Below are 22,680 nucleotides of genomic sequence, written 5' to 3'. Positions count from 1 at the left end.
CGGACGACATTACCGTTTTCGTCCGCGTCCCCCTTTAGGTTCGGTCCTGCGGTAAAAATCAGGTGGCTTCCCCCGAAGCCATGCGACAAAGCGTCTGATCTCTTCCACCGACCGAAGAGCCTCAATAGTGGCATAGTGTTTTGCCAGCTCTTTCTCGTTAAATAGGGCGTGAACCTTCCTGTGGCAAATAGGATGTAACGGAACTGTCACACGGCCACCCTCCGACTTCGGGATAAGGTGATGCATCTCAACAGCTTTCCCGATTTCGCGACCACATAACACACATGTGATTTTCTTTTCCATAGCATTCAAAATTTATATGGAATCGGGCTTCGTCAAGCTCTTGTCTATCAAAAGAACAACGCCTAGGCTGTGGGGCCTAATGTCACGGGGGTGAAATGCCAGAATATTCTAATTATGTCAGCCATCTTGAGTGTGGTTTGACGGGGGAGAGCGATTATAAGCCTGCAACCTTGCACGGGCTTTCCCGCGCCGGGCGGCCGCTTTTGGTGCGGTATGACCTTGAAGCCATGCGCAGCAAGCTGGACCGCAATGAGATATGGGCGCGGCCCGGTGGTTTCTGGAAATGGCGTGAGCTGCTGCCGGTTCAGAAAAGCGAGAATGTGATTGCGCTTGGGGAAGATGACACGCCGCTGATCACTTGCCCGACACTCGCCCGCGATCTGGGCGTCAGCGGCGAGATTATCATCAAGGATGAAGGCCGCCTGCCCACCGGCAGTTTCAAGGCACGGGGCCTTGCGCTGGCGGTCTCTATGGCGAAAGAGCTGGGGCTCAAGAGCCTGGCCATGCCCACAAACGGCAACGCGGGGTCTGCCATGGCGGCCTATGCCACGCGCGCAGGGATGGAGAGTTACATCTTCTGCCCGGATGACACGCCGGATGTGAATGTGCAGGAAATCGCGCTTCAGGGCGGCAAGGTCTGGCGGGTGAATGGCCTGATTAACGACTGCGGCAAGATCGTAGGTGAAGGCAAGGAAGCCATGGGCTGGTTTGACCTTTCAACCCTCAAGGAGCCCTACCGGATTGAAGGCAAAAAAACCATGGGGCTGGAGCTTGCGGCCCAGCTTGGGTGGGACGTGCCTGATGTTATTTTTTACCCAACCGGCGGCGGCACCGGCCTTATTGGCATGTGGAAGGCTTTTGCCGAGATGGAGGCGCTGGGCTGGATAGGCTCAAGACGCCCGCGCATGGTGGCGGTGCAAGCCACCGGATGCGCGCCTATTGTGAAAGCCTATGAGGACGGTGAGCGCCACGCTGAGCTGTGGCAGGACGCCCATACGTGCGCGAGCGGCATACGTGTGCCCGTTGCGGTGGGTGATTTCCTGATCCTTGATGCGGTGCGGGAAAGTGGCGGTTTCGCCATTGCGGTTGATGATGACAAGATTGAAGCGGCACGACTGGAAATCGGCGCCGCAGAGGGTGTGCTGGTTTGCCCAGAGGGCGCCGCGACCTATGCTGCATACAAGCAGGCGCTTAAGGACGGCCGTGTGGGAGCGACCGACCGGGTGGTGCTGTTTAACTGCGGCAACGGGCTGAAGTATGACATGCCCGATATAGCGGCGAGCCTGAACAGGCATGAGCCGATCAATTATAACGATTTGAAAAAATAGGGGACAGAAATGCGAGCACGACTGTTGAAGCTGGCAGCCGCACTTGGCATGGGGGCAATGGCCTTTGCCGCGCCGGTAAAAGCCGAACCGCTGGATTATTTCCTGGTGCCGGGTGTTGAGTATGACCAGGGCATCGTGAAACCTGAAGAGGTTTTCGGGCACGGTATCGGTGACCAGCCGGTACGCCATGACCTGATGGTGGCCTACATGCGGGAAGTGGTGGAGCAAAGCCCGCGTATGACAGTGGAAACTATCGGCTATAGCCATGAGCGGCGCCCGATTTTGTTTATCACGATCTCAAGCCCTGAGAATCTCGCGCGTATTGATGCGATCCGCGAAAACCACATCAAGCGCTCCAACCCCGCGACAGCCGATCAGGCGTCAGATGACCTGCCGGTGGTGACATGGCTCAACTATGGTGTGCACGGTGCGGAATCGAGCGGCATGGACGCGGCCATCCCCGCGCTTTATCACCTCGCGGCAGCCCAAGGGACAGAGATTGAAGACACGCTTAAAAACAGCGTGATCCTGATGACAGCCATTTTCAACCCGGACGGCCACGCCCGGCGCGGCGCGTGGGTAACGCAATATGGCTCAGACATCCGCGCGCTTGACCCCGCACACGAGGTGCATAATCAGGTGTGGCCCGGCGGGCGTACGAACCATTATTGGTTTGACCTGAACCGTCAGTGGCTTCTGCAGACCCAGCCTGAAAGCCAGGCGTGGCTTGCCAAGTGGCATGAATGGAAGCCTGAGGTTTCAGGGGACTTCCATGAGATGGGCGGCAACAGCACCTATTATTTCCACCCCGGCGTGCCAACGCGCAAGCACCCGCTGATCCCCAAGAAGGGCCGTGAGCTCTTGGTCGAGATTGCGGGCTATCACCGTGCGGCGCTTGATAAGGCAGGCACGCTTTATTTCTCGGAAGAGGGGTTCGATAACTATTATGTGGGCAAGGGCTCAACCTACCCGCAGATCAATGGTTCGCTTGGCATTCTCTATGAAGCGGGCGCCCAGATGGGTATCGCGCGTGAGAGTGACCAAGGCATCAAAACCTATGCGGACAATGTGCTCAAGCACTTCCGTACCAGCCTTTCCACCATCAAGGGTGCGGCGGAGATGCGCACCAAGCTGCATGCTTATCAGCGTGAGTTTTATGCGAATGTTGCCGGCCTCGTGAAAGACGATGATGTGAAAGGCTACGTGTTCCAGGCGCCGGAGGACCCGGTGCGGCTGAACAAGTTCCTGACGTTCCTCGACCGCCACGATGTGGCTTCCTATAAGCTTAGCGGCGATATCAAGGCTGAGGGGCGCACCTTTGGTGAAGGGGCCTATATTGTACCGATGGACCAGCCGCAATACCGCATGGCAAAGGCCCTGTTTGGCAAGATTACCGAGTTCCCGGACAAGGTGTTCTATGATGTATCTGGCTGGACGTTACCTGCAGCATACGGGCTTGATTACGCAAGCGTAACAAGTTCGCTGCGCGGTAAGCTGGGTGATCGTACGCAAAATGGCGCTCAGGTCGTTATTACCCCGCCGGATGAGGCACCATATGCCTATGTGTTCCGCTGGTCGGATTATTACGCACCTCGCGCTGCTGCGCGCCTGCTTGACGCCGGGGTTATGGTACGTGTCGCCAAGGAACCTATTGAGGTGCAAACCACCCGTGGTGTGGTGAAGTTTGGGCGCGGCGCCGTGATTGTCGCGCAAGACCTGCAAACAGTACCTCGGGCTGCTATTCATGAGCTGATGAACCAGATCAGTGATGAAGATGGTATCCAGATCCATGCAGCCACATCCGGCCATACGCTGAATGTGGGCGCGGACCTCGGTGGTCGTAACTCGGTGGCCGACCTCAAGCCGGTACGGCCGCTTCTGGTAACGGGGGGGCGTGTCTCTCCCTATGACGCGGGTGAGGTATGGCACGTGCTTGATCACCGGATGAAAATGCCGGTTACCCTCGTGCGGGAAGACAGGCTCAGCCGTGTTGACCTTGATCGCTACACGCACATCATCCTTGTGGGCGGCAGGTCTGGCCTGCCGAAGGAGATGGTCGATGATGTCAAACGCTGGATCAAGGCAGGTGGCACCATTGTGGCAAGCAGGCAGGGCGCTAAATGGGCCGCAGAAAACCTGACAGCCACCAAGGGCGACAAGAAGAAGGATGATGGCGATAAAACGCCGGAGCGGCTCGCCTACGCCCAAAAAGGGCAAAAGGACGCCGAGGATGTGATTGGCGGGGCTGTGTTTGAAAGCGACCTCGATATCACCCATCCGCTTGGTTTTGGGCTGGTGCGCCGCAGCGTTGCCACCAACAAAAACTCCACCTTCGCGCTGCCGGTGCCAAAAGACCCTTATGCGCAGGTTGCGGTTTATACCGATAGCCCGCTCATTAGCGGTTATTCGTCTGATCGCCGCCTGGCTGAGCTTAAGGGCACGCCGATGATGACGGCGGAGCGTATGGGTGACGGTGCTGTGATCCTGTTCGCGGATGACCCGAACTTCCGCGCCACCTATCTGGGCTCAGAGCGTTTGTTCCTGAACGCTCTGTTCCTCTCAGGCGCTTTTGATCGCTCTTTTGCTGATGATGAAGCCGATGAGCAAGCTGAGGCCTTGGAAGAATAAAACTTATTGCCGGGTCACGCCTGTGGCCCGGCTTTCTTAACGCGCGATTACAGTCTCAATGCTGGAAAAGGCGCGTGAACAGCTTGCCTTGCTTCTCAGGCGTCTCTTCAATCCCTGACGCGTGCCGCACTTCAAATTCCGAGAGATGCTCTAGCGGTAAAAAGTCCTGCAACTTGTCCGTGTTTTCAAACGCAAATGCTGTGAAGCAGATCTCTTTCGATGCGCCGGGCGCGAGCTGGATATCAATTCTGCCGGAACCGCCCACAGTCTCTGCGGCGTCATTTTCTGCGTCCACCTCAAGCGAGAAAAAATGCGCGTTGGCTGAGCGGTTGGTAACAACAGCCTGAACAGCGCGGGTCAGGCGGCCATGATGGCGCTGTGTGCAGGCATCGCCCGGCATAAAGCCTGTTACCTCTACATCAATCGGTGGACCTTCATAGAGCTTCGCCAGATGCTGGGTGCAACGCTCGCGCTGCGTCAGGTCAGTATCGCCATCCCCTTTGGCAACACATTTCTGCCAGCCCTTCAGCGTGCCATAATCGCGGGAGTTGGTGATATAGCCATATTCAGGTGTTTGTCCGCTATCGGCCAGCAGGGGCACGATAGCTTCTATCGCCGCCGTGCCTGCAAGCAGCGACGCAACCAGCCCTATCTGAATGAATGACTTTCTCACAGCGTCCCCCAACGTCAAGACGCTGAACTTTAGGGGTAAAAGTGTTTACCAAACATTAATGATACAATTTTACAGGATGCCCTGTTCCTTAAGTTCATCGACATAGCTGCGCGATACGGGCACTTCATGGTCGTTTTTCAGTTGCAGGATAATACGCCTGCCATCGCGCTTGACCTCACGGATAGCACTGAGCGCCACCCAGTGTGACCGGTGCACCTGTAGGCCGGGATAACCCTCAAGCTCGCTGGCGGCGTCCTTGAGACGCATGAGGATCAACTGGTCCCCCTTGGTGGTGAAAGCACGAAGATAGTGGTCTTCCATCGATAAGCACAAAAGCTCATGCCCAAGATTGGAGGCAAGCCGCTTCAGAAACTTCTGTCCCGCGACCTCTGTCGTGGCGTCTGGCCCAGGTAGCGGTGTTGAAGGCGTGGCCGGTGCGGGTTTCTGTACAGCCCGGTGAATCATGCTGATGGCACCGATAAGCACGGTGGTGAGCACAAGGACCTGACCAAACCACTCGATATAGTCCCAGCCGCCAACATAGCCGAGAAACTCAAGGCTATAGTCCCACGTGACGCCCTGTGGGCTTGAGAGGTAAATCTCGTTAAAAATCACGAAGGGGAAAATGCCGATAGACATGGCGACGGAGAATAGAGCGAAGCCGAGCAGCGGGCTAAAGCCAGCCCGGTTCATGGGCGGAAACATACCGCGCGCGAGCGGCCCGCTCATCAAGGATGAGATCATGATCAGGCTTAGCCAATAGAGGTGCCTGGCAAAGGCCTGCGGGAGGTTATAGCTGTCAAACGGGCCGATCAACCCGAGCACAATGCCTGCCGCCCCCATATAGAGCGTCTTGCGGAGCTCGTTCCTGATCGTGGGTTTGCCCCAAAATTCTTCTAGCTCAGTCAGTGTCACAGTCGTTCCTGAAAACACAAGTTATCCTCGATGCGAGATGCATCTTAGCGGCGGTATTCCTTCAATCAAGTTTCCCGAGCGTGATTTGGCGTCATTCACGAAGCGCGAACGGTACGAAGGCGTAAATCCGGTGGTTTTCACGAAGAAAAATGCGCCACTCGCGCATAGAGGTTTGATCACGCGGGCGCCGTGCTGCATCCGTTGTTCGCCGATCAGGAGATGGCGGATAGCGAGAGAGGCATAAATCATGCGGCGCGAAAGATATTATCTGTTTTGTGTGGTGCTGGCGCTTGTGGCGCTGGCGGGTTTTGCCTCGGCCCTGTTGCTGGGTGGTCTCGCGCGTGCTGCATTTTCCTGATGGCTGAACCAATTTTTTAATTAAACCGTATCAATAAAAAGTTCTCCCGCGTTGGGGCCATCCTGGCCCTGTAGGGACAAGGAGCATAGAAGTCATGACAGCATGGAAACTGGGAACGGCACTTGTGGTGTCCTCTTGCATCACGGTTGGCGCTGCCGCGCAGGATGGCCCGCCAAAATGGACAGTGGGCGGCATTGGCCTTCTGTATGAAAGCCCCTTTGAGGCGGAAGGGTCGAGCTTCAACGCCTTCCCTTATGTGGCTTATAGGGGTGAGCGCTTTTACCTTGAGGGGCTGGAGCTTGGCTATCGCCTCCTGTCGCAGCCAGAAAACGCTGACGACCTTCATCTGTCGTTTGACCTGATCGCTTCCGCTCGCATGCTGCCGGGGTCAAGCCGGGACAAAATAACGGCGGATGTAGGTGCGCGCCTTGGCCTTCACGGTAGTTTTGGTTCCCTGAGCGCCGAGATACTGCAAGACGTGACCGACACCCATAACGGGCAAGAAGTTAGCGTTGGCTATAGTTACACCTTCCATTCAGACAAGCTGACAATCACGCCGGGCGTCAAGGCCACATGGCAAAGCAGCAAGCTCGCGAACCATATGTGGGGCGTGACAGAAAAACAGCGGGCCAAAATGCTTGAGAAAGATAAACCCCTGTTGCCGCTCTATAGCCTGTCAGATGATGTGATCAATTATTCAGCGGAACTGATGGCGATGTACTCGATCGACGATCGTTGGTCGGTCCTCGCGTTCGGGAATGCATCTTACCTCGATAAAAAAGTGAGGGCGAACCCGGGCATCACCAAAAAATATGACCTGACCATCGGGTTTGGCGTGGCCTATAGCTTCTAGCGCCCGCCTCCGTACCCCCGCGGGCATCCCCCTTATTTGCCCGCTGATAGCCCTGGTCCCTCCGGCTGGGGCTATCCCCTCGTGTGTTACTCATTGATGGATGCGGGTTGCATACCGGGCTGCAGGAATGAATGGGCGGGGGTTTGCTCTAAAATCATCTGCTTGAGGGCGGCGTTAAGTTTTTCTGCTTTGTCCTGATGCATGGGGTGCAGCACGTGAAAGAAAGATACGGTTGTCCATAACGCGCGGTTTACCGTGCCCGCTTTTGATTTGAGATGGTCGATAACCGCCCCTTCATGCAGGCCGCTGGTGGCAAACACATCGATGCGCCCACGCGCCAGAAGTTCCCATGTTTGGGCGGTGCTTGAAACGGCGAAGGGCTGAGCGCCCATTTGTGGCAGATGGCTTTCAAGCCAGCGAAAACCTGACTGATATCCTACCTTGAGGCCGTGCATATCCTCCGGTTTGCCAGAGAAGGCTGTGTGGTCGAGCCATATAAGCCGTGCTTCAAGGCCAAAGATGGGTTGCGGCAGGCCAATAAGCTTGTCTGACATGGCGGCAACATAGTCACCGGGGCGGAACCAATCGCCGTCCAACTCGCCGCGCACAAGAAGCTGCTCTATGCGCTTGGGGTCCATGGCGATGGACTGGGCGCAAAAGCCCGCGCGGGCATAGAGGTCCTGGAAAAAGGTTTCAAAGGCGGCATAGGTCTCGCCAAGGCTTTCATCCGCGCCAAGCCTCAGGCACTGCGGGGGTAAGGGCTCCGGGGCTTGGGCCGCCAGCGGGCGCGCAAGCGAACACCAGACCAGAAATAGCACAGTGGCGCCAAGGGCAAAACGCTGGGCCACGTTAAGGGCATGTATGGTCATCTATCACTTCCAAACCTTGGCCCCCAATCGCATGCCTTTTGGTTTGTCAGGCCTTGCCGGTCTCGGCTCTCAGCCAGTCGATAAACTCTTGTACACGTTCATTCTTAAGTTTTTCTGTAGGGCAGACGATATAGTGCGCAAAATTGATCGGCACCGCTTCGCCAAACGGTTTCATCAACCGCCCTGCCTTCAGGTCTTCTTCCGCGATGGCAGACCGCGCAAGCGCAACGCCGCGGCCCGCAACAGCCGCTTCAATCGCTAGTGCGTGGTTGTTGAAGTGTAGGGCGGGCATGCCGTCTGGCATTTCAACGCCAGCCGCCTTCAGCCACATGGCCCATGTGGGCACGCTGTCATCCTCAACGGTGCTGTCGTCGTGGATCAGGGTGTGCTTGAGGATAGCGCAGGCGGTTTCCGCCGGGTCACCGGCGCCCAAAAGGCCCGGCGCACACACCGGGAACACTGTTTCGCGCAGGATTTCTTCTTCATAGAGGCCATTGTATCCACCAAGGCCGTAACGGATGGCGATATCTACATCCTCTGCCTTGAAGTCAGTGAGATGCATGGTGGCCGAAATTTTCACAATCGCATCGGGCCTGCGGGCATAAAACGATGCAAGCCGCGGCACCAGCCATTTGCTGGCAAACGACGGCGATACGCTGACTTTGAGAACGTTCGATGTTTTTGATTCGGTCAATATATCGACCGCTTCTTCCATCTTCTCAAACGCTTCCTTCAGCGGCATCAGCGAGAGCTGCGCCGCTTCCGTTAGCACAAGCGAGCGGTTGGTGCGTCGGAACAGTTCAATGCCGAGAAACTCTTCAAGGGAGCGGATCTGCTGGCTGATAGCAGCAGGCGTTACCGAGAGGTCATCGGCGGCTAATTTGAAGCTCATATGGCGTGCGGCTGCGTCAAAAGCACGGAGCGCATTCAAGGGCAACAGGGAGCGTTTCATAAACTATCCTGCGTTAGAAAATCTTACTCAGCGCATCATAGGCACTTGTGAGCGGGACGCCAAGAAAATCTTGTGAGTTTTGCGGAGATAAGGGTGCCGCAGCACCCCATGGGTTCATGATTTTGACAGGATGCGGGTGTTCTCGCTCAGCGAGAGGTGAATGCCGCACTCGGTCTTGGCCTGGCCACGCCAGCGACCTGCGCGTTCGCTCTCACCCTCCTCGATCCGGTCGGTGCACGGCATACAGCCGATGGACGCAAAACCGTCTGCCACCAGCGGGTGGTCTGGCAGGCCAGCGCGCTCTTTATAGTCAAGCACGTCGTCTTTGGTCCAGAAGGCCAGCGGGTTCACTTTTACCCGGCCGTCTGAGGCTTCAAAATGCGGCAGCAGGCTGCGTACACCACCTTGATAGCGCTTGCGACCAGACGCCCAGCCTTCAAAACCCTCCAGCACCCGCGCCATGGGCGCAACCTTGCGAATGAAGCAGCATTTGTTGGTGCTTTGTGACCACAGGATACCTTTGGGGTCTTGCGCTTGCAGATCATTCTGGTCCGGCGTGATGGAGCGAACGTCCGTAAGGCCCAGAAGTTTGGTCAGTTCATCGCGGTACCGTTTTGTCTCCCCGAACAGTTTGCCTGTATCAAGGAAAAGCACCGGAATGTCTTTTGAGACCTGGCTCGCGATATGCAGCAGCACCGCCGATTCCGACCCAAAAGACGACACCAGCGCAAACCGGCGGCCGAAATATTTGAGCGCTCCGTCAATTACCTCTTCAGGCGCCACATTTGCGTAGCGCGCGTCAAGGTAATCCACAGCATCGAGCGGATCAAAATAATCGGCTGTCTTGAGGGCGGTTGCAGCGGTCATGATGCTTTGCGCTCCTCATCCTTGTTGGCGGCTGATTTGCTGTGACGCAGGTGCGCAACAGAAAGCTCCCCACCAAAATCGCTTTGGTAGAAGGTGTCGAAACGCTCCAGCGCTTTTTCAAACGCCACTTTGCGCTCTTCGCTTACGTCCAGCGTGTCAAAGCCCGCGCGTTTAAGGAACAGGGCCTGATCGGGGATCACGGGGCCTGTCGCACGAATTTCGCCCTTGAAGCCCAGGTCTTTTCTAAGCCGCACCGCTAATGAGAAGCCGCGACCATCACCAAAGGCAGGGAAGTCAATCACAACAAAAGCAAGCTTGTTGGCAAGCGGTGCGAGGCTCGTATAAGCCGCGTCTGTCGGCACGATCACGCCAACCTTGCCGGCGCTCGCGAAAAAGTCTTCGCTTTCGCTTTCAATCCGCTTCAGGGGGACAGCGACGCTCGCGCCTTCCTCCGGTGCGGTATCGTCCGCCAGGTTTTCCCAGGTGCCGGGCTCAATGCCTGTTAAATTAACGAGCGCCATAAACCGCCTCCTTGAATACTGCAGGGCCAACGCGACGATAGGTGGCGAGGAACTCTTCGCCGTCCGTGCGTTCACCCAGATAAACCGCCACAACCTTTTCAACCGCGTCCACAATGCCGTGCTCGTCAAAGCCCGGGCCGAGGATTGCCGCTTTTGACGCGTCTTCAGCGCCGGAGCCGCCAAGCAGCAGCTGGTAGTTTTCTTCACCTTTACGGTCGACACCAAGGATGCCGATATGGCCTGCGTGGTGGTGACCACAGGAGTTGATGCAGCCGGAGATTTTGATCTTCAGCGGCCCGATGTCCTGCAGGCGTTTGATATCGTCAAAACGCTTGGTGATGGTTTGCGCGAGCGGGATGGACCGTGCGTTTGCGAGCGAGCAATAATCAAGCCCCGGGCACGCGATGATATCGGTCAACAGACCCACGTTCGCGGCACCAAGGCCAGCTTCGTCAAGGTCTGTCCAGATAGCGGGCAGGTCTTTTTTCGCCACATGCGGCAGGATCAGGTTCTGCTCATGGCTCACCCGAATTTCAGACTGGCTGTATTCGTCCGCGAGTGCGGCCACCATCTTCATCTGTTCAGACGTAGCATCGCCCGGGATGCCGCCGTGCGGCTTCAGGCTGATGGTTACATTCACATGGCCCGGCACCTTGTGCGGGTTGGTGTTGTTTTTGAGCCAGGCCGCGAAGATGAAATTCTTGCGCGCAAGTTCATCAACCGCAGGCACGTCATCCGAAAGCACAGGCAATGGCGGCGGTGCGAAGAAAGCACGAATGCGTGCAACTTCTTCCGCGGGCACATCAATGGGCTGATCCTTGATCCGTGCCCATTCTTCATTGGTTTGACGTGCGTATTCGTCCGCGCCCAAATCTTCGACGAGGATTTTGATGCGGGCCTTGTATTTATTGTCACGGCGGCCTTGCTCGTTATAGACGCGCAGGATGGCTTCCAGATAGCTGAGGATGTCAGCTTCCGCGACAAAGTCATTGATGGTTTTGCCGATAACCGGTGTGCGGCCCATGCCGCCACCAACCAGCACTTCAAAGCCAATCTCACCCTTGTTGTTCTTTTTCACCACAAGCCCGATGTCGTGCCATTTCACGGCGGCACGGTCATGGTCTGCGCCGGTGATAGCGATCTTGAATTTGCGCGGCAGGAACGAGAACTCAGGATGGAAACTCGACCACTGGCGGATAAGCTCCGCGTAGGGGCGCGGGTCCGCAACTTCGTCAGCCGTCGCACCCGCGAACTGGTCTGTGGTTACGTTGCGGATACAGTTGCCGGATGTCTGGATGGCGTGCATCTCAACGTCCGCCAGTTCCTGCAGGATATCCGGCGTTTCACTGAGCTTTGGCCAGTTATACTGGATGTTCTGGCGTGTGGTAAAATGGCCATAACCCTTGTCGTATTTGTCGGCAATAACCGCGAGGCGGCGCATCTGGTCAGACGATAGCGTGCCATAAGGGATTGCAACCCGGAGCATATAGGCATGCAGTTGCAGATAAAGGCCGTTCATCAGGCGTAGCGGGCGGAACTCTTCTTCCGTCAGTTCGCCTTTCACGCGGCGCTCTACCTGGTCGCGGAATTCCGCAACACGGGCGTCGACTATCGCGCGGTCATATGTGTCGTAAGCGTACATGGTTTGGATGCCTTCTTAATCGTCTTGCTTGTCTTTTGGCTTGTTCTTAGCGTTCCCAGTTCGGGGAAACCTGATACCCGAGGTCGGGGCGCACACTTGGGCCCTTCGCCTGCATGGCGAATTTCATGTGCGCGGGGAATGGTTTGCCGTCCCGTTCTGTGGCTTCAACAACCTCAATGCTGAGGACGTGGTTTGACGCGGCAGATTTTTGCGCGAGTGTTTCAAGCGCTTCAACGCCTGCTTCATCGGCTGCGGTTGCGGCGTCGCCCGCAAGGGCAGACCAACTGCCGTCTGCGCGCATGAACACCACCCGCCCGTCCAGCAGGCGGTTTGCGACAATCATCTGCGGCCCTGTAATTTTTCTAGCCATGCCTTGATACTCCCTAAACTCAGGCTGTAGCGCTCAGGCGCTCGGTTTCTTTTTCAGCCCACGCGAGGTCGGCGGCGTTACGAACCACGTCACCGATCAGCAGAAGCGCCGGGCTTTTCACATCATTTTTGGCCACCAGATCAGCGAGGCCCTCAAGCGTGCCGTAGAAGCGGCGTTCGTTTGCACGGGTGCCGTTTTCAACCACGGCAACCGGGGTTGAGGCCTTCACGCCTTCACCGATCAAACCGCTTGAGATTTTGCCTGCGCCGCGCACACCCATGTAAACGGCAAGTGTCTGGCCTTCACCCGCGAGGCGAGCCCAGTCTTTATAAGCACCGTCTTTAAGGTGGCCGGTCACAAGCGTGATGGAGCTTGAATATTCGCGGTCCGTCAGCGGGATTTGAGTGGTGGCGGCAATGCCCTGGAAGGCGCTGATGCCGGGCACCACTTCAATATGGATATCGTGTGCACGAAGGGCTGCAAGCTCTTCACCTGCGCGTGCGAACAGGAGCGGATCACCGCCCTTGAGGCGCACAACACGGCGGCCTTTAAGCGCCTCGTCAACGATCAATTTGTTGATGCCGTCCTGGCCGATGCCGTGGTCGCCTTCACGCTTGCCAACAAACACAAGCTCAGCGTCCCGGCGGGCAAGGGCCAGCACATCACGGCTCACCAGCCGGTCATAAACAATAACATCTGCCTGCTGTAGTGCGCGGTGTGCCTTGATGGTCAGGAGGTCAGGGTCACCCGGGCCAGCACCAACAAGCTGTACCTGGCCGGTGGTGGCGCCCATGCGGTGGTTGCGCGCCGCGTCAACAATCAGGCGCTCAACATCATCCTGCGAGAGGTCTGCATATTGGCCCGCATTATCATAAAGCCGATCCCAAAAAAGCCTGCGACGGGTCGCGTCCGGTATGAGGGACTTGACGCGTAACCGGACGGCACCCGCCGCAGAAGCCAGCACGCCGAGAGATGGGGGCAGAAGTTTCTCAAGGCTGCTGCGAAGGCGGCGGACGAACACAGGTGCCATGCCGCCTGAGGAAAAGGCTACTTGAAGCGCCCCGCGCGAGAACTGCGCAGGTGTCGTGAAGGTGGATTTTAGCGGTTTGTCGACCACATTGACCGGCAGCTTACGAGCCGTGGTCAGGCGCAACACGCGCTCTTCCGCCAGCTCGTCATCAAGCGCGATATACACAAGAGTTTTGCCGTTCAGGTCATCTTCCGTGAAGGCGCGGTCGTGCACAATCACCGTGCTCACACCGGTATCTTCAGGCAAGAGGCCAGCGTCCTTGAGCGCAGCTTGCGCGCCAGTACCAACAACGCTGATGCGCGCGCCGGTTGGGGTGAAAAGGCCAACCTTTGCCATGGCAGCAGCAGTGGTGCCTACAATCAGGATGTGGTGCTTCTCACTTGTGAGAAAAACCGGAATGCTGCTCATGATCTTCACTCCTCGCTCAACACTTGCCCGCTTGGCGGTTCAAGCTTTGTCGTGTCCCGGGCTTTGGCGCGGCAACACTTCGTAAAATAAACTATTCGATGGTTCTTCAGATAAGGGCGCAAGGCCATATCCACAAACGAGAAGAACTGAATCTTTCGCGTAGAAAATTTTACCTCATAATGGGTATTATTTCGACATAAAAGAAATGAAAAACTAATTTATGTGAATATTAGAACTGATATACTGATGTTGTGACACATCATGGAATGGGTGTTGCCTTTTGTGGTGTGGCTTGAAAAGTCAATCCAGCGCCCGCACGCTTGTAGTTTCTCTAATGCAGCCGAAACGGGCTGAGCCACGCATGCCGTGGGCCGCAAAAATGTCGGACAAAGTGGTTCCTGTGCGGGCCTGTGCCGTGTATGCATGAAGCGAACACAAGGGGAGGCACCGGGCGGCTTTATGACAGACAAGGTGATGGACGATATACCGCTTGCGGACGCGTGGCGCTCCGCATTGGCTGAAGAGTTTACCGCGAGCTATATGCATAAGCTTGCGACCTTCCTTGAGGCGGAGGTGCAGGCTGGCAAAACCATCTATCCGCCGCGCGAGAGTTATTTCCATGCATTGAACCTGACACCGCCGAGTGCAGTGAAGGTCGTGATCATCGGGCAGGACCCCTACCACGGTGTTGGGCAGGCTCATGGTCTCAGCTTTTCGGTGCAGCCCGGGATGGATGTGCCACCCTCCTTAAGGAATATGTACAAGGAGCTTGAGGATGACCTTGGGGTGACGCACCCCGGGCACGGGTTCCTTGAAGGCTGGGCGCATGAAGGTGTGCTGATGCTGAACGCGGTGCTGAGCGTTGAAGCCCACAAGGCAGGCTCTCACCAAAAAAAGGGGTGGGAGAAGTTTACCGACCGTATCATTGAGGTGCTCAACAGCCAGCGGGAGGGCCTTGTGTTCATCCTGTGGGGTGGGCACGCGCAGAAAAAAGGCGCAGGCATTGATCGCACCCGCCATCTGGTACTTGAAGGACCGCATCCCTCGCCGCTTTCATCCTATCGCGGTTTTTTTGGCTGCAAGCATTTCTCAAAGGCCAATGCCTATCTTGAAAGCCAAGGTAAAAAGCCGGTCAACTGGCAACTCGGGGCGATAGAGGCCAAGGGTGAACAGCTTGGCCTCTTGTAAAGTTTAGGGCGTGACCACACCGTAGGTGGAGGTCAGCTGGATCTCAATGCCGCCGCCGCGTGGTCTTGTGGCGGATGTAGCGACCGAGAAGCTGTTGTTGGTTACAACTGTCGGCAGTGCGCCGTCCACGGATGCCTCCCACTGGTGGGTGCTGGTGCCCAAATTCATCAAGACCCCACCAACAGCCTGCAGCCCCGGTACAAATGAAAGCCGCCCGGCGTTATTCACCACAATGATGTTGTTGGGAATTTGAAGCGCGTTGAGGTTATCGTTGATGCGAGCGTTTGGCTTGTTAACCCAAGGGCGGGTCCAGCTCAGGTTAGCCCCCATCCATGCGTTGACGGCAGGAATAGGGCTTGTGAGCACAAGGCCAATATTTTCTTGTATCTGCACCTCGTGGTTTTCCCACGCACTGTCTTTGATGTCCTCATGGAACTGGTCCTGAAGCTCATAGACAATACGGCTTGAGAACAGCGAGATATTGCCCGGGTTGGCGTTTAGCCACGGTGTTGTCACTGTTCGTGTTGGTCGTGCTCGCCATGCTGCGGGTGCCTCCGCATGCACAGGTGCCGTAATGTTGAGCGGCGTGTGCACGTCAATGGACATACCGGAGTCTGTCACCCTTGCCGCCAGATGGTGGGCGTCCCGGTTTGCGACAGGCGTTAGCGTTTGCTGCGACGTGAAGTTGGTGTTGAGGGCATTCGGGGTCGCGATCGTGCCGGTGCCGTCATACTGCCATGTGGGGTTGAAGCCCGCCGGTGCCCATGTGCTGGTGGCGCTGACGGTAGAATCGATCAGCAGCTTCCGGTTCACGCTGAAGTTGGTGCCGTGGCCTTTCTCAACCGAGATGGTGCCTTGCGCATCAACCACCGTGCCTTGCGCGCCGGGGCCGCAAACATGCTGGTCCTGCGCGGTGCGGTAATCATACTCAAAGCCAAAGTCGTTTCGCCCGCCGCTTGCCTGGGTGCCTTCCATCACGAAGGTCACAGGCGTGTTGTAAACCTGATTGAAGACAAACGCCCGGCCCGGCGCCCCGGCGGCGTTCACGCTATAGGCGCGCACGCGTTTGTTGGCACCCTTGCCGACGGCTGAGGTGCCGCCACGCACAAGCACAGGCTCGCCGATAAATACCTTGGCAGCGCCGGGGTGATTGAAGGTGAAGATGCGCAGATTATCTTCATTTGCGGGTAGGCGGGCCTGATTGAGGTCCGCGCCGCCTCGGCCATCATCATCGTCATTATTGAGGGAGACAATGAACAAAACCGGGTCGCACTGTGGGGTGACTGCGGTGATATCCCGGCTGTAGAGATTGCTGGTTTCAACGCAGGCGCCAAGCTGGCAGGCGGCAACAACAAGCGCCGCGCGCGCAATCAAAGAATTCGGTTTTCCTGCTGATTTTGAACGTGTGACATCCATACCCCTTCCCCTCGGTTGGCTTTTCACGGGCATGGATAATACACCCATAGGGCGCAATTTACGGCCTATGATTAATTTAGGTGTGGCGAAACGGGCGAAAAGTGTGGCGTAAAATGGCAAAAAGGGCGGTGAAAACCGCCCTTAGTGTGCTGTTTGTGTGGCGCGTGTGTGGCGACCGTTTAGTCGTCAGAGATATCTTTGAGGATCATGTACCAATGCTCAAGGTCACCGTAAAAACTTGCGAGCGGCAGACGCTCATTCAGGCCATGGGCGAACATGTCAGATCCCTTGAGGAAAATGCCGGAGATGCCATAGCTCTCGATTCCTGCCGAGCGGAAGTGCATGCCGTCGGTGCCGCCAGATTCCATATATGGCACGATGGTCACACCGGGGTAGCGGGCATGTACAGCACGCTCCAGCACTTCCCATACATCGTCGCGAAGCGGGGAAGCGGCGGTTTCAACCGGGTCCTTCATCGGCCGCCAGGTGATAGCGTCATTGCCCACAACGTCCTTGAGGGTATTGAGCGTCGCTTCCGCGCCCACACCGGGGAAGATACGGCAGTTCACCACAGCGGATGCGCTTTGCGGCAACGCATTTTCGGCGTGCCCGGCTTTCAGCATGGTGGCTACACAGGTGGTGCCGGTGGTGCCAACATATTCAGGGTGCGAGCGCAGCTCCGCAATCGCCCACTTGTCTGTCGGGTCTTCCGCGAATTTGGCCATGGCCTTGCCAAGGTCACCGCTCGCCATGGGCGCTGAAGCCTTGAAAAACGCGCGGGTCAGCTCGCTCGAGCGGGCCGGGAACTTATAGGCCTGTATTTTGGTCAGCGCCTGCGCCAGCTCATAAATGGCGTTATCGTCCCGCGGGCGGGAGCTGTGCCCACCGGGGTTGGTGACGGTCATCTCGAAGCTGATGTAGGTTTTCTCAGCCGCCTGCATATTGTAGCTGATCACGCTGCCGTCCGGCGCCAGCGCGCCGCCGCCCGCGTCTGCGTTCAGCACAAACTCACTGTCTGTCAGCTCGATATACTCGTTCACCAGCGCTTGCGTTGAAACCATGCCGGTTTCCTCATCGCCGGAGAAAGCGATAATCAGGTCGCGCTTCGGCACATACCCTTCAGCCTTCAGGCGCAGGAAGGTTGTGGTCAACGAGGTCATGCCCATCTTGTTGTCAAGCACACCACGGCCAAAGAGGTAACCGTCTTCTTCAATCAGGGTGAAGGGGTCACGCTCCCAATCTTCTGGCAGGGCATCCACCACATCCATGTGGGCCGAAAGCGAAACGGGCCGCTTGCCGGATGAACCGTCCCCACGGTAGCGCACCACAAGGGCTGCCGTGTCGCCAACCGGCAGCACATGAATATCTTCTTCCGGGAAGCCACCTTTGCGGAACTCTTCCGCCAGATAAGCAGCCAGCTTCGGCACATTGCCGTGGCCTTCTGCGGTGCGCATGCCAACGGCTGTGCGCAGGATTTCCATCGCTTTATCGGAGAAGGGGACTTTTTCATCGGCGCTTGCGGCACTTGCAAAGCCAAGGCTCGCTGCCAGCGCAAGCGTAGAGAGTGATTTTAGCATGGGCGTGTTTCCTAGCATGTTTTTATATGGCTAGGACGGTAGCGCGGGTTTTCCGGTTTAGCACCTCACTTTTTATTGAAACGGACATAAGTTTTTCACGATAAAAAAAGAGCGGAGAAATCCCCGCCCTTTCAACGCCCCAGATAGAGCGGTCTTTAGTCTTTCAGCTTCTTGAGCGCATAGACAATCTGCAGCGCATCGGTGAAGGCTTTTTGCTTCAGGTTCGCCGCTGCCGAATGGCCGCCTTCCGTGTTCTCATAATAGATCACAGGCTTGTCCATGCCGAGCATCTTGGCTGCCATCTTGCGGGCGTGGCCCGGATGCACGCGGTCATCCTTGGTGGAGGTGTAGAAAAACACCTCCGGATAGTCCACATCCGCTTTCACATTCTGGTAAGGCGAATATTCGAGGATGAACTCTTTTTCCTCCGGCACGTCCGGGTTGCCATATTCCCCCATCCAGCTTGCGCCCGCGAGCAGTGTATGGAACCGCATCATATCAAGAAGCGGCACCGCACAGATCACAGCGTTCCAAAGGTCGGGCCGCTGTGTGGTCATAACCCCCATCAACAGGCCCCCGTTGGAACCGCCGCGAATGCCGAGGTGCTGAGGGCTTGTAAGGCCGGTGGAGACAAGGTCTTCACCCACAGCGATAAAGTCATCATAAGCACGCTGGCGGTTGGCCTTCAGCGCCGCCTGGTGCCATTTGGGGCCAAACTCACCACCACCACGGATGTTGGCGATCACATAAGCCCCGCCTTCCTCAAGCCACAGTTTGCTAGTGCCGGAGAGATAACCGGGGGTGAGCGAAATTTCGAACCCGCCATAGCCATAAAGGATAGTGGGGGTTGAGCCGTCCATCGGCACATCTTTGTGGCGGATAACAAAATAGGGCACCTTGGTGCCGTCTGCTGATGTGGCGAACTTCTGTTCTGTCACCATGTCGCTCGCATCAAAGCGAGACGGCAGGGACGTAACAGCTTCAGGCTCACGCCCAAGCTCAACACTATAAAGCGTGTCTGGCTGCAGGAAGCTCTCGAAGTTGATGAAAGCTGCGTCGGTCCATTCATCCGCGCTTACCACGCTCAGGGAGCCATTCTTTGGCATGCCAAGGTTTTTGACTTCCCAGCCTTTTGCGCCCGGCTTGGCTGAAACCAACTGGCCGGTTACCTCATCAAGGATCGAGAGGAAAACACGGTCCTTACCGATGGAGACTTCATCAATGGAGTTGCGCTCACCGGGGACAAAAATCTCGCTGATGCTTAATGCAGAGCGGCCCGCAAGCGCGTCCGCCACCTTGATGGAAACAAGCGTGCCAGCCTTCACGGTTTTGGTGCCCAGCGTCCAGTCCTTGCGCATCTGCACAATCACCATGTCGCTATAAAAACCCTTGAAGTTGATCTCAAGCGGGAGATCAAGGCGGCGCATTTCTTTCTGGTCCCAGGCTTCTTCTTCGCCGTCCAGCACGTAAATCACTTCGGTGAAAAAGTCCGGCGCCTGCACAATGCCCACATAGTTGCCGTCAGGCCGGTGGCTCGCAAACGGGAAGCTGCCCACGTCCTTTGTGTTGCCCTCATGCATCAGCTTGGCAACCGCTAGCGGTTCGTTCCGTTTCCAGACCTTGACCTGATTGGCGTAGCCACTGTCTGTCATGGTGCCTTCACCAAAATCGGTGCCAATCAACACGGTATCGGCATCAATCCACACCACTTCCTGCTTTGCTTCATCGGTTTTGAAACCGGCATCCACAAAACGTTTGGTAACCGCGTCAAACTCGCGCACCACAACGGCGTCACCGCCACCACGGGAAAGCTCAATAAGGCAACGGCCGAAATCAGGCGCGAGGCATTTACGGGCTTTATAGACCCAGTTCTCATCCTCGGCTTTTGCGAGTTCATCAAAATCAAGGATGGTGATCCACTTCGGGTCGCCAGACTTGTATGATTTCAGGCTGGCCCGGCGCCACAGGCCGCGAACGTTGGTCTCGTCCTGCCAGAAGTTGTGGACAGAGCCACCAAGAAGCCTGCCGTAGGCGATTTTGTCTTTGGCGTTATAGTCCTTGAGCGCCCGCGCTTTGAGGTCTTCAAACCGCGCGTCTTTCTCAAGAAGTTCGAGCGAGTGTGCGTTACGCTCGTTCACCCACTCTAGGGCTTTTTCACCCTCCACTTCCTCGAGCCAGAGGTAAGGGTCGTCGTTCGCGAACGTCACGGTGGTTATGGCGGCAGCCATGGCTACTCCTACTGTCAGGCTTTTCATTATATCCCCCTTTTGCATTCTGTTTTTACGGCCTTGGATTTCTCTGTGTGCTCTGACACTAGAATCCACCAATTGGTCCTTTTATCAAACTATGTATTTGCGTCACTAGCAACGAATGGCCTTAACAACTCATTGTTAGTAATGCCCGAAAGATCAGCCCCAACCGCTGTCCCTGCAGCCCTCAAAATAGCTACAAGATTTTCGCTTTCAGCACCTTGGCCATCATGAAGCATGGTGCGCCATGCGACCTGCACCGACTTGTCGTCAACAAAAGTCGCAGGAATTTCATTCAACGCTTCAAAAAACGAGGGAGGTAATGGCCTCGACCTTTGCGACATCAGTCGTCCAAACAGAGCAAGCTTTTTTTGCTTGCGGTACTGCCTTCCAGCGATAAACCAAGTTATAGCTGCGGAGACTACAGTGGCCAGCAAACCAGAAAATATAAGATTGAGCCAATCCTTGCTTTCCATTTATTTCCCCAATCGGTCCTTTCAAAAATGACGACACCGCCCATAATAGACTGAGCTGTTCTCATAGAAGATGAAGGGCTTATTCGGACCCTCTTCAAACTCTCCGATGTTGAGCACATAGACGTTGGTCGTGTTTTCAAACACGTCGACCGTCATGACTTTGAACGAGTTATCCTTCGACCCCCGATCCACAAGGCGCGGCATGGAGTGATAATTATTTTTTAGCGCGCCTGACATCATCCCGGTTTTTCGGTCCACCGAAAACTTCCTCCCTACATACATCTTCAGGATGTTCGTTTCCTCGAACTGCCCAGAGGCTACCACGCGCCCCGTCCCCATGATCTCACACAGATAGTCGTCGACTGCGGCAACGGGTGTCCCCGAAAGCAGCACTACGGCAATTGCTAAACCCACGTGGTATCTCATGCCGCCCGTCTCCCCTTCAGTAATAAAGGCCTTGAGTGAACTTGGTCGCTAATAGTCACAACAGGTCCATTCTTGAATAACTATTTCAGGCCCAAAAGGGCTTTGATGTTTCCTCTCACTTTGCTCAGAACCGCAGGTTTTGCTTTGCCTTTGAAAGAAGCGTTCCGGGCTTTCCAGTCGAGACTTTTTACTTGATCAGACAGAACGACGCTCTTGGAATCAATGGCCACTTCAAACGGGTAGCCTTTGATCTGACTGGTGAGCGGACAGCAGACCATCATCCCGCGACGACCGTTGTAAACCGCTGGCGAGATGACCAGCGCCGGCCTGTGTCCCGCCTGTTCATGGCCAGCATGGGGCGAAAATTCCAACCACACAATGTCGCCCGCTTCAGGAATATAAGCGCTCACAGATTGGCCTCACCACCAACTGGTTTGCCGAAGTCCACCTCGTCATGGAGATTGTCTTCCGTGATCCCGGCCACCAGATCATCGAGCGAGATATTCTCGTCCTTCACGGGCTCAATTATGATGCGTCCGCCTTCCTCCCAAACATCAAGTGTTTGTTCCAACTCCAAATGTGCCGCTTCCATGATCGCGGCCGGGATACGAACGGCAGCGCTGTTACCCCATTTTTTTACCGTGGCTTTCATTACATTCACCTACTTGTTTCTACAATGTATATACTATGATGGTTGCTGATAAGTGTCAACAATGTAGATACATGGGTAAGGTGAAAATGCTTCTTGGTCTGTTACGATAAAAACGTCGGTTTTCCTGCTCGTCAGAAGTTGTCTTTCAGGCGGCGAATTTCGCCAAATACCTTGGGCCACGGTGCGCCCAGCATGCCCAGCTTGTCTTGTATCTCATCGCTCATGGGTCTGAGGAAGGGGTTTGTCTCACGCTCAACGCCCAGCAGGCTTGGCACCGTTGGCACACCCTTGTCACGCAGGGCGCGCACCTCGTCCATACGGGTTTGCAAGGCCTTGTTGTCTGGCTCGACCGACAGCGCAAACGCACCGTTTGAAAGGGTATATTCATGTGCGCAATAGATACGGGTTTCATCCGGCAGCTTGAGGAATTTCGAGAGCGACTGCCACATCTGGTCTGGCGTGCCTTCAAACAGCCGCCCGCAGCCCATGGCAAACAGGGTGTCGCCACAAAAGAGCGCATGCTCTGCCGCAAAATGATAGGCGATATGCCCGCGGGTATGGCCGGGCACGTCATAAACATCTGCCGCCACGCTGCCGATATAGGCGTGGTCCCCTTCCGCCACGGCGATATCGATGCCGGGGATACGGTCCCGGTCGGCGGAAGGGCCGATGATTTTGAGGTTATACCGCTGCTTCAGCGCAAGGTTCGCGCCCACATGGTCACCATGGTGGTGGGTATTGAGGATGCAGGTTGGCTCCCACCCGCGCGCTTCGAGAAGCTCAACAACCTCCCGCTCAACGGCTGGGTCCACGATCGCGGTTTCGCCCGATGCGGGTTCATGAACCACATAAATGTAATTGTCCGTCAGGACCGGGATTTGAACGATTTCGAGCATAAGTTTCACCGGTAATTTTGCACACTATAGCCACGCCTGAGGGTGTGGGCTACTCAGAAAAGACAGCAGGCTGATATGCCTTG

Annotated in this window: 22 protein-coding genes; 4 read left to right on the top strand and 18 right to left on the bottom strand. The window is 56.2% G+C overall.

What is annotated here, in order from left to right:
* Positions 1 to 9: 9 nt before the first annotated feature.
* Entirely contained in the window at positions 10 to 303 is a 294-nt protein-coding gene (locus tag ACN0XZ_RS00860; protein WP_417455811.1) for an HNH endonuclease, read from the bottom strand.
* 95 nt (positions 304 to 398) lie between these two features.
* On the opposite strand from ACN0XZ_RS00860, the gene ACN0XZ_RS00855 reads away from it, so the two are divergent.
* A complete protein-coding gene (locus tag ACN0XZ_RS00855) occupies positions 399 to 1,631 on the top strand; it encodes a threonine synthase (RefSeq protein ID WP_417455810.1) in 1,233 nt (410 codons plus the stop codon).
* 9 nt (positions 1,632 to 1,640) lie between these two features.
* The gene (locus ACN0XZ_RS00850; protein WP_417455809.1) at positions 1,641 to 4,259 is read left to right on the top strand and encodes a M14 family zinc carboxypeptidase; all 2,619 of its coding nucleotides are present in this window, start codon (positions 1,641 to 1,643) and stop codon (positions 4,257 to 4,259) included.
* Positions 4,260 to 4,314: 55 nt separating this feature from the next.
* Here the strand turns inward: ACN0XZ_RS00850 and ACN0XZ_RS00845 are convergent, their stop codons facing one another.
* Positions 4,315 to 4,932, bottom strand: coding sequence for a hypothetical protein (locus ACN0XZ_RS00845; RefSeq protein ID WP_417455808.1), 618 nt, complete (start codon positions 4,930 to 4,932; stop codon positions 4,315 to 4,317).
* A 69-nt stretch (positions 4,933 to 5,001) separates the two neighbouring features.
* The gene (locus ACN0XZ_RS00840) at positions 5,002 to 5,847 is read right to left on the bottom strand and encodes a LytTR family DNA-binding domain-containing protein (protein ID WP_417455807.1); all 846 of its coding nucleotides are present in this window, start codon (positions 5,845 to 5,847) and stop codon (positions 5,002 to 5,004) included.
* 452 nt (positions 5,848 to 6,299) lie between these two features.
* On the opposite strand from ACN0XZ_RS00840, the gene ACN0XZ_RS00835 reads away from it, so the two are divergent.
* Positions 6,300 to 7,058: a MipA/OmpV family protein gene (locus ACN0XZ_RS00835; RefSeq protein WP_417455806.1), complete on the top strand. Its 759-nt coding sequence runs from the start codon at positions 6,300 to 6,302 to the stop codon at positions 7,056 to 7,058.
* 86 nt (positions 7,059 to 7,144) lie between these two features.
* Here the strand turns inward: ACN0XZ_RS00835 and ACN0XZ_RS00830 are convergent, their stop codons facing one another.
* From ACN0XZ_RS00830 to cysG, 7 genes are all read right to left on the bottom strand, one after another.
* Positions 7,145 to 7,927 (bottom strand): hypothetical protein, encoded by a 783-nt coding sequence (locus ACN0XZ_RS00830; RefSeq protein WP_417455805.1) that lies wholly within the window; start codon positions 7,925 to 7,927, stop codon positions 7,145 to 7,147.
* Between the two features lie 46 nt (positions 7,928 to 7,973).
* Complete coding sequence (gene gcvA / locus ACN0XZ_RS00825; protein WP_417455804.1) at positions 7,974 to 8,879, bottom strand: transcriptional regulator GcvA; 906 nt, start codon at positions 8,877 to 8,879, stop codon at positions 7,974 to 7,976.
* 114 nt (positions 8,880 to 8,993) lie between these two features.
* Complete coding sequence (locus ACN0XZ_RS00820) at positions 8,994 to 9,746, bottom strand: phosphoadenylyl-sulfate reductase (protein WP_417455803.1); 753 nt, start codon at positions 9,744 to 9,746, stop codon at positions 8,994 to 8,996.
* The gene (locus tag ACN0XZ_RS00815) at positions 9,743 to 10,267 is read right to left on the bottom strand and encodes a DUF934 domain-containing protein (RefSeq protein ID WP_417455802.1); all 525 of its coding nucleotides are present in this window, start codon (positions 10,265 to 10,267) and stop codon (positions 9,743 to 9,745) included. Before ACN0XZ_RS00815 ends, ACN0XZ_RS00820 begins: the two co-directional genes overlap by 4 nt.
* Entirely contained in the window at positions 10,254 to 11,909 is a 1,656-nt protein-coding gene (locus tag ACN0XZ_RS00810; protein ID WP_417455801.1) for a nitrite/sulfite reductase, read from the bottom strand. Before ACN0XZ_RS00810 ends, ACN0XZ_RS00815 begins: the two co-directional genes overlap by 14 nt.
* Positions 11,910 to 11,955: 46 nt before the next feature.
* Complete coding sequence (locus tag ACN0XZ_RS00805; protein WP_417455800.1) at positions 11,956 to 12,279, bottom strand: DUF2849 domain-containing protein; 324 nt, start codon at positions 12,277 to 12,279, stop codon at positions 11,956 to 11,958.
* A 19-nt stretch (positions 12,280 to 12,298) separates the two neighbouring features.
* Positions 12,299 to 13,717 carry a siroheme synthase CysG gene (gene cysG, locus ACN0XZ_RS00800; RefSeq protein ID WP_417455799.1) on the bottom strand — a complete coding sequence of 473 codons (1,419 nt, stop codon included), beginning with the start codon at positions 13,715 to 13,717 and terminating at the stop codon, positions 12,299 to 12,301.
* A gap of 459 nt (positions 13,718 to 14,176) precedes the next feature.
* Here cysG and ung point away from each other — a divergent pair, with 459 nt between their 5' ends.
* Complete coding sequence (ung, locus tag ACN0XZ_RS00795) at positions 14,177 to 14,905, top strand: uracil-DNA glycosylase (RefSeq protein ID WP_417455798.1); 729 nt, start codon at positions 14,177 to 14,179, stop codon at positions 14,903 to 14,905.
* 3 nt (positions 14,906 to 14,908) lie between these two features.
* Here ung and ACN0XZ_RS00790 read toward each other — a convergent pair whose 3' ends face one another.
* The 8 genes from ACN0XZ_RS00790 to gloB all read right to left on the bottom strand — a co-directional run bounded on the left by ACN0XZ_RS00790 (position 14,909) and on the right by gloB (position 22,597).
* Positions 14,909 to 16,321, bottom strand: a complete 1,413-nt coding sequence (locus tag ACN0XZ_RS00790; protein WP_417455797.1) for a hypothetical protein — start codon at positions 16,319 to 16,321, stop codon at positions 14,909 to 14,911.
* Between the two features lie 179 nt (positions 16,322 to 16,500).
* Positions 16,501 to 17,898 (bottom strand): M20/M25/M40 family metallo-hydrolase, encoded by a 1,398-nt coding sequence (locus tag ACN0XZ_RS00785; RefSeq protein ID WP_417455796.1) that lies wholly within the window; start codon positions 17,896 to 17,898, stop codon positions 16,501 to 16,503.
* Positions 17,899 to 18,053: 155 nt separating this feature from the next.
* Positions 18,054 to 20,153 carry a prolyl oligopeptidase family serine peptidase gene (locus ACN0XZ_RS00780; RefSeq protein WP_417455795.1) on the bottom strand — a complete coding sequence of 700 codons (2,100 nt, stop codon included), beginning with the start codon at positions 20,151 to 20,153 and terminating at the stop codon, positions 18,054 to 18,056.
* Between the two features lie 89 nt (positions 20,154 to 20,242).
* Positions 20,243 to 20,623 carry a DUF6680 family protein gene (locus tag ACN0XZ_RS00775; RefSeq protein WP_417455794.1) on the bottom strand — a complete coding sequence of 127 codons (381 nt, stop codon included), beginning with the start codon at positions 20,621 to 20,623 and terminating at the stop codon, positions 20,243 to 20,245.
* Between the two features lie 21 nt (positions 20,624 to 20,644).
* The gene (locus ACN0XZ_RS00770; protein WP_417455793.1) at positions 20,645 to 21,049 is read right to left on the bottom strand and encodes a hypothetical protein; all 405 of its coding nucleotides are present in this window, start codon (positions 21,047 to 21,049) and stop codon (positions 20,645 to 20,647) included.
* An 80-nt stretch (positions 21,050 to 21,129) separates the two neighbouring features.
* Positions 21,130 to 21,459: an endoribonuclease MazF gene (mazF, locus tag ACN0XZ_RS00765; protein WP_417455792.1), complete on the bottom strand. Its 330-nt coding sequence runs from the start codon at positions 21,457 to 21,459 to the stop codon at positions 21,130 to 21,132.
* Positions 21,456 to 21,701, bottom strand: a complete 246-nt coding sequence (locus ACN0XZ_RS00760; RefSeq protein ID WP_417455791.1) for an AbrB/MazE/SpoVT family DNA-binding domain-containing protein — start codon at positions 21,699 to 21,701, stop codon at positions 21,456 to 21,458. Before ACN0XZ_RS00760 ends, mazF begins: the two co-directional genes overlap by 4 nt.
* 131 nt (positions 21,702 to 21,832) lie before the next feature.
* Positions 21,833 to 22,597 carry a hydroxyacylglutathione hydrolase gene (gene gloB, locus ACN0XZ_RS00755; RefSeq protein WP_417455790.1) on the bottom strand — a complete coding sequence of 255 codons (765 nt, stop codon included), beginning with the start codon at positions 22,595 to 22,597 and terminating at the stop codon, positions 21,833 to 21,835.
* Positions 22,598 to 22,680: the final 83 nt, after the last annotated feature.

It is taken from the genome of Kordiimonas sp. (assembly GCF_048264555.1).
Classification (GTDB): domain Bacteria; phylum Pseudomonadota; class Alphaproteobacteria; order Sphingomonadales; family Kordiimonadaceae; genus Kordiimonas.
Note: the sequence above shows the minus strand (reverse complement) of the source record. Positions and strands in the feature narration are given on the sequence as shown.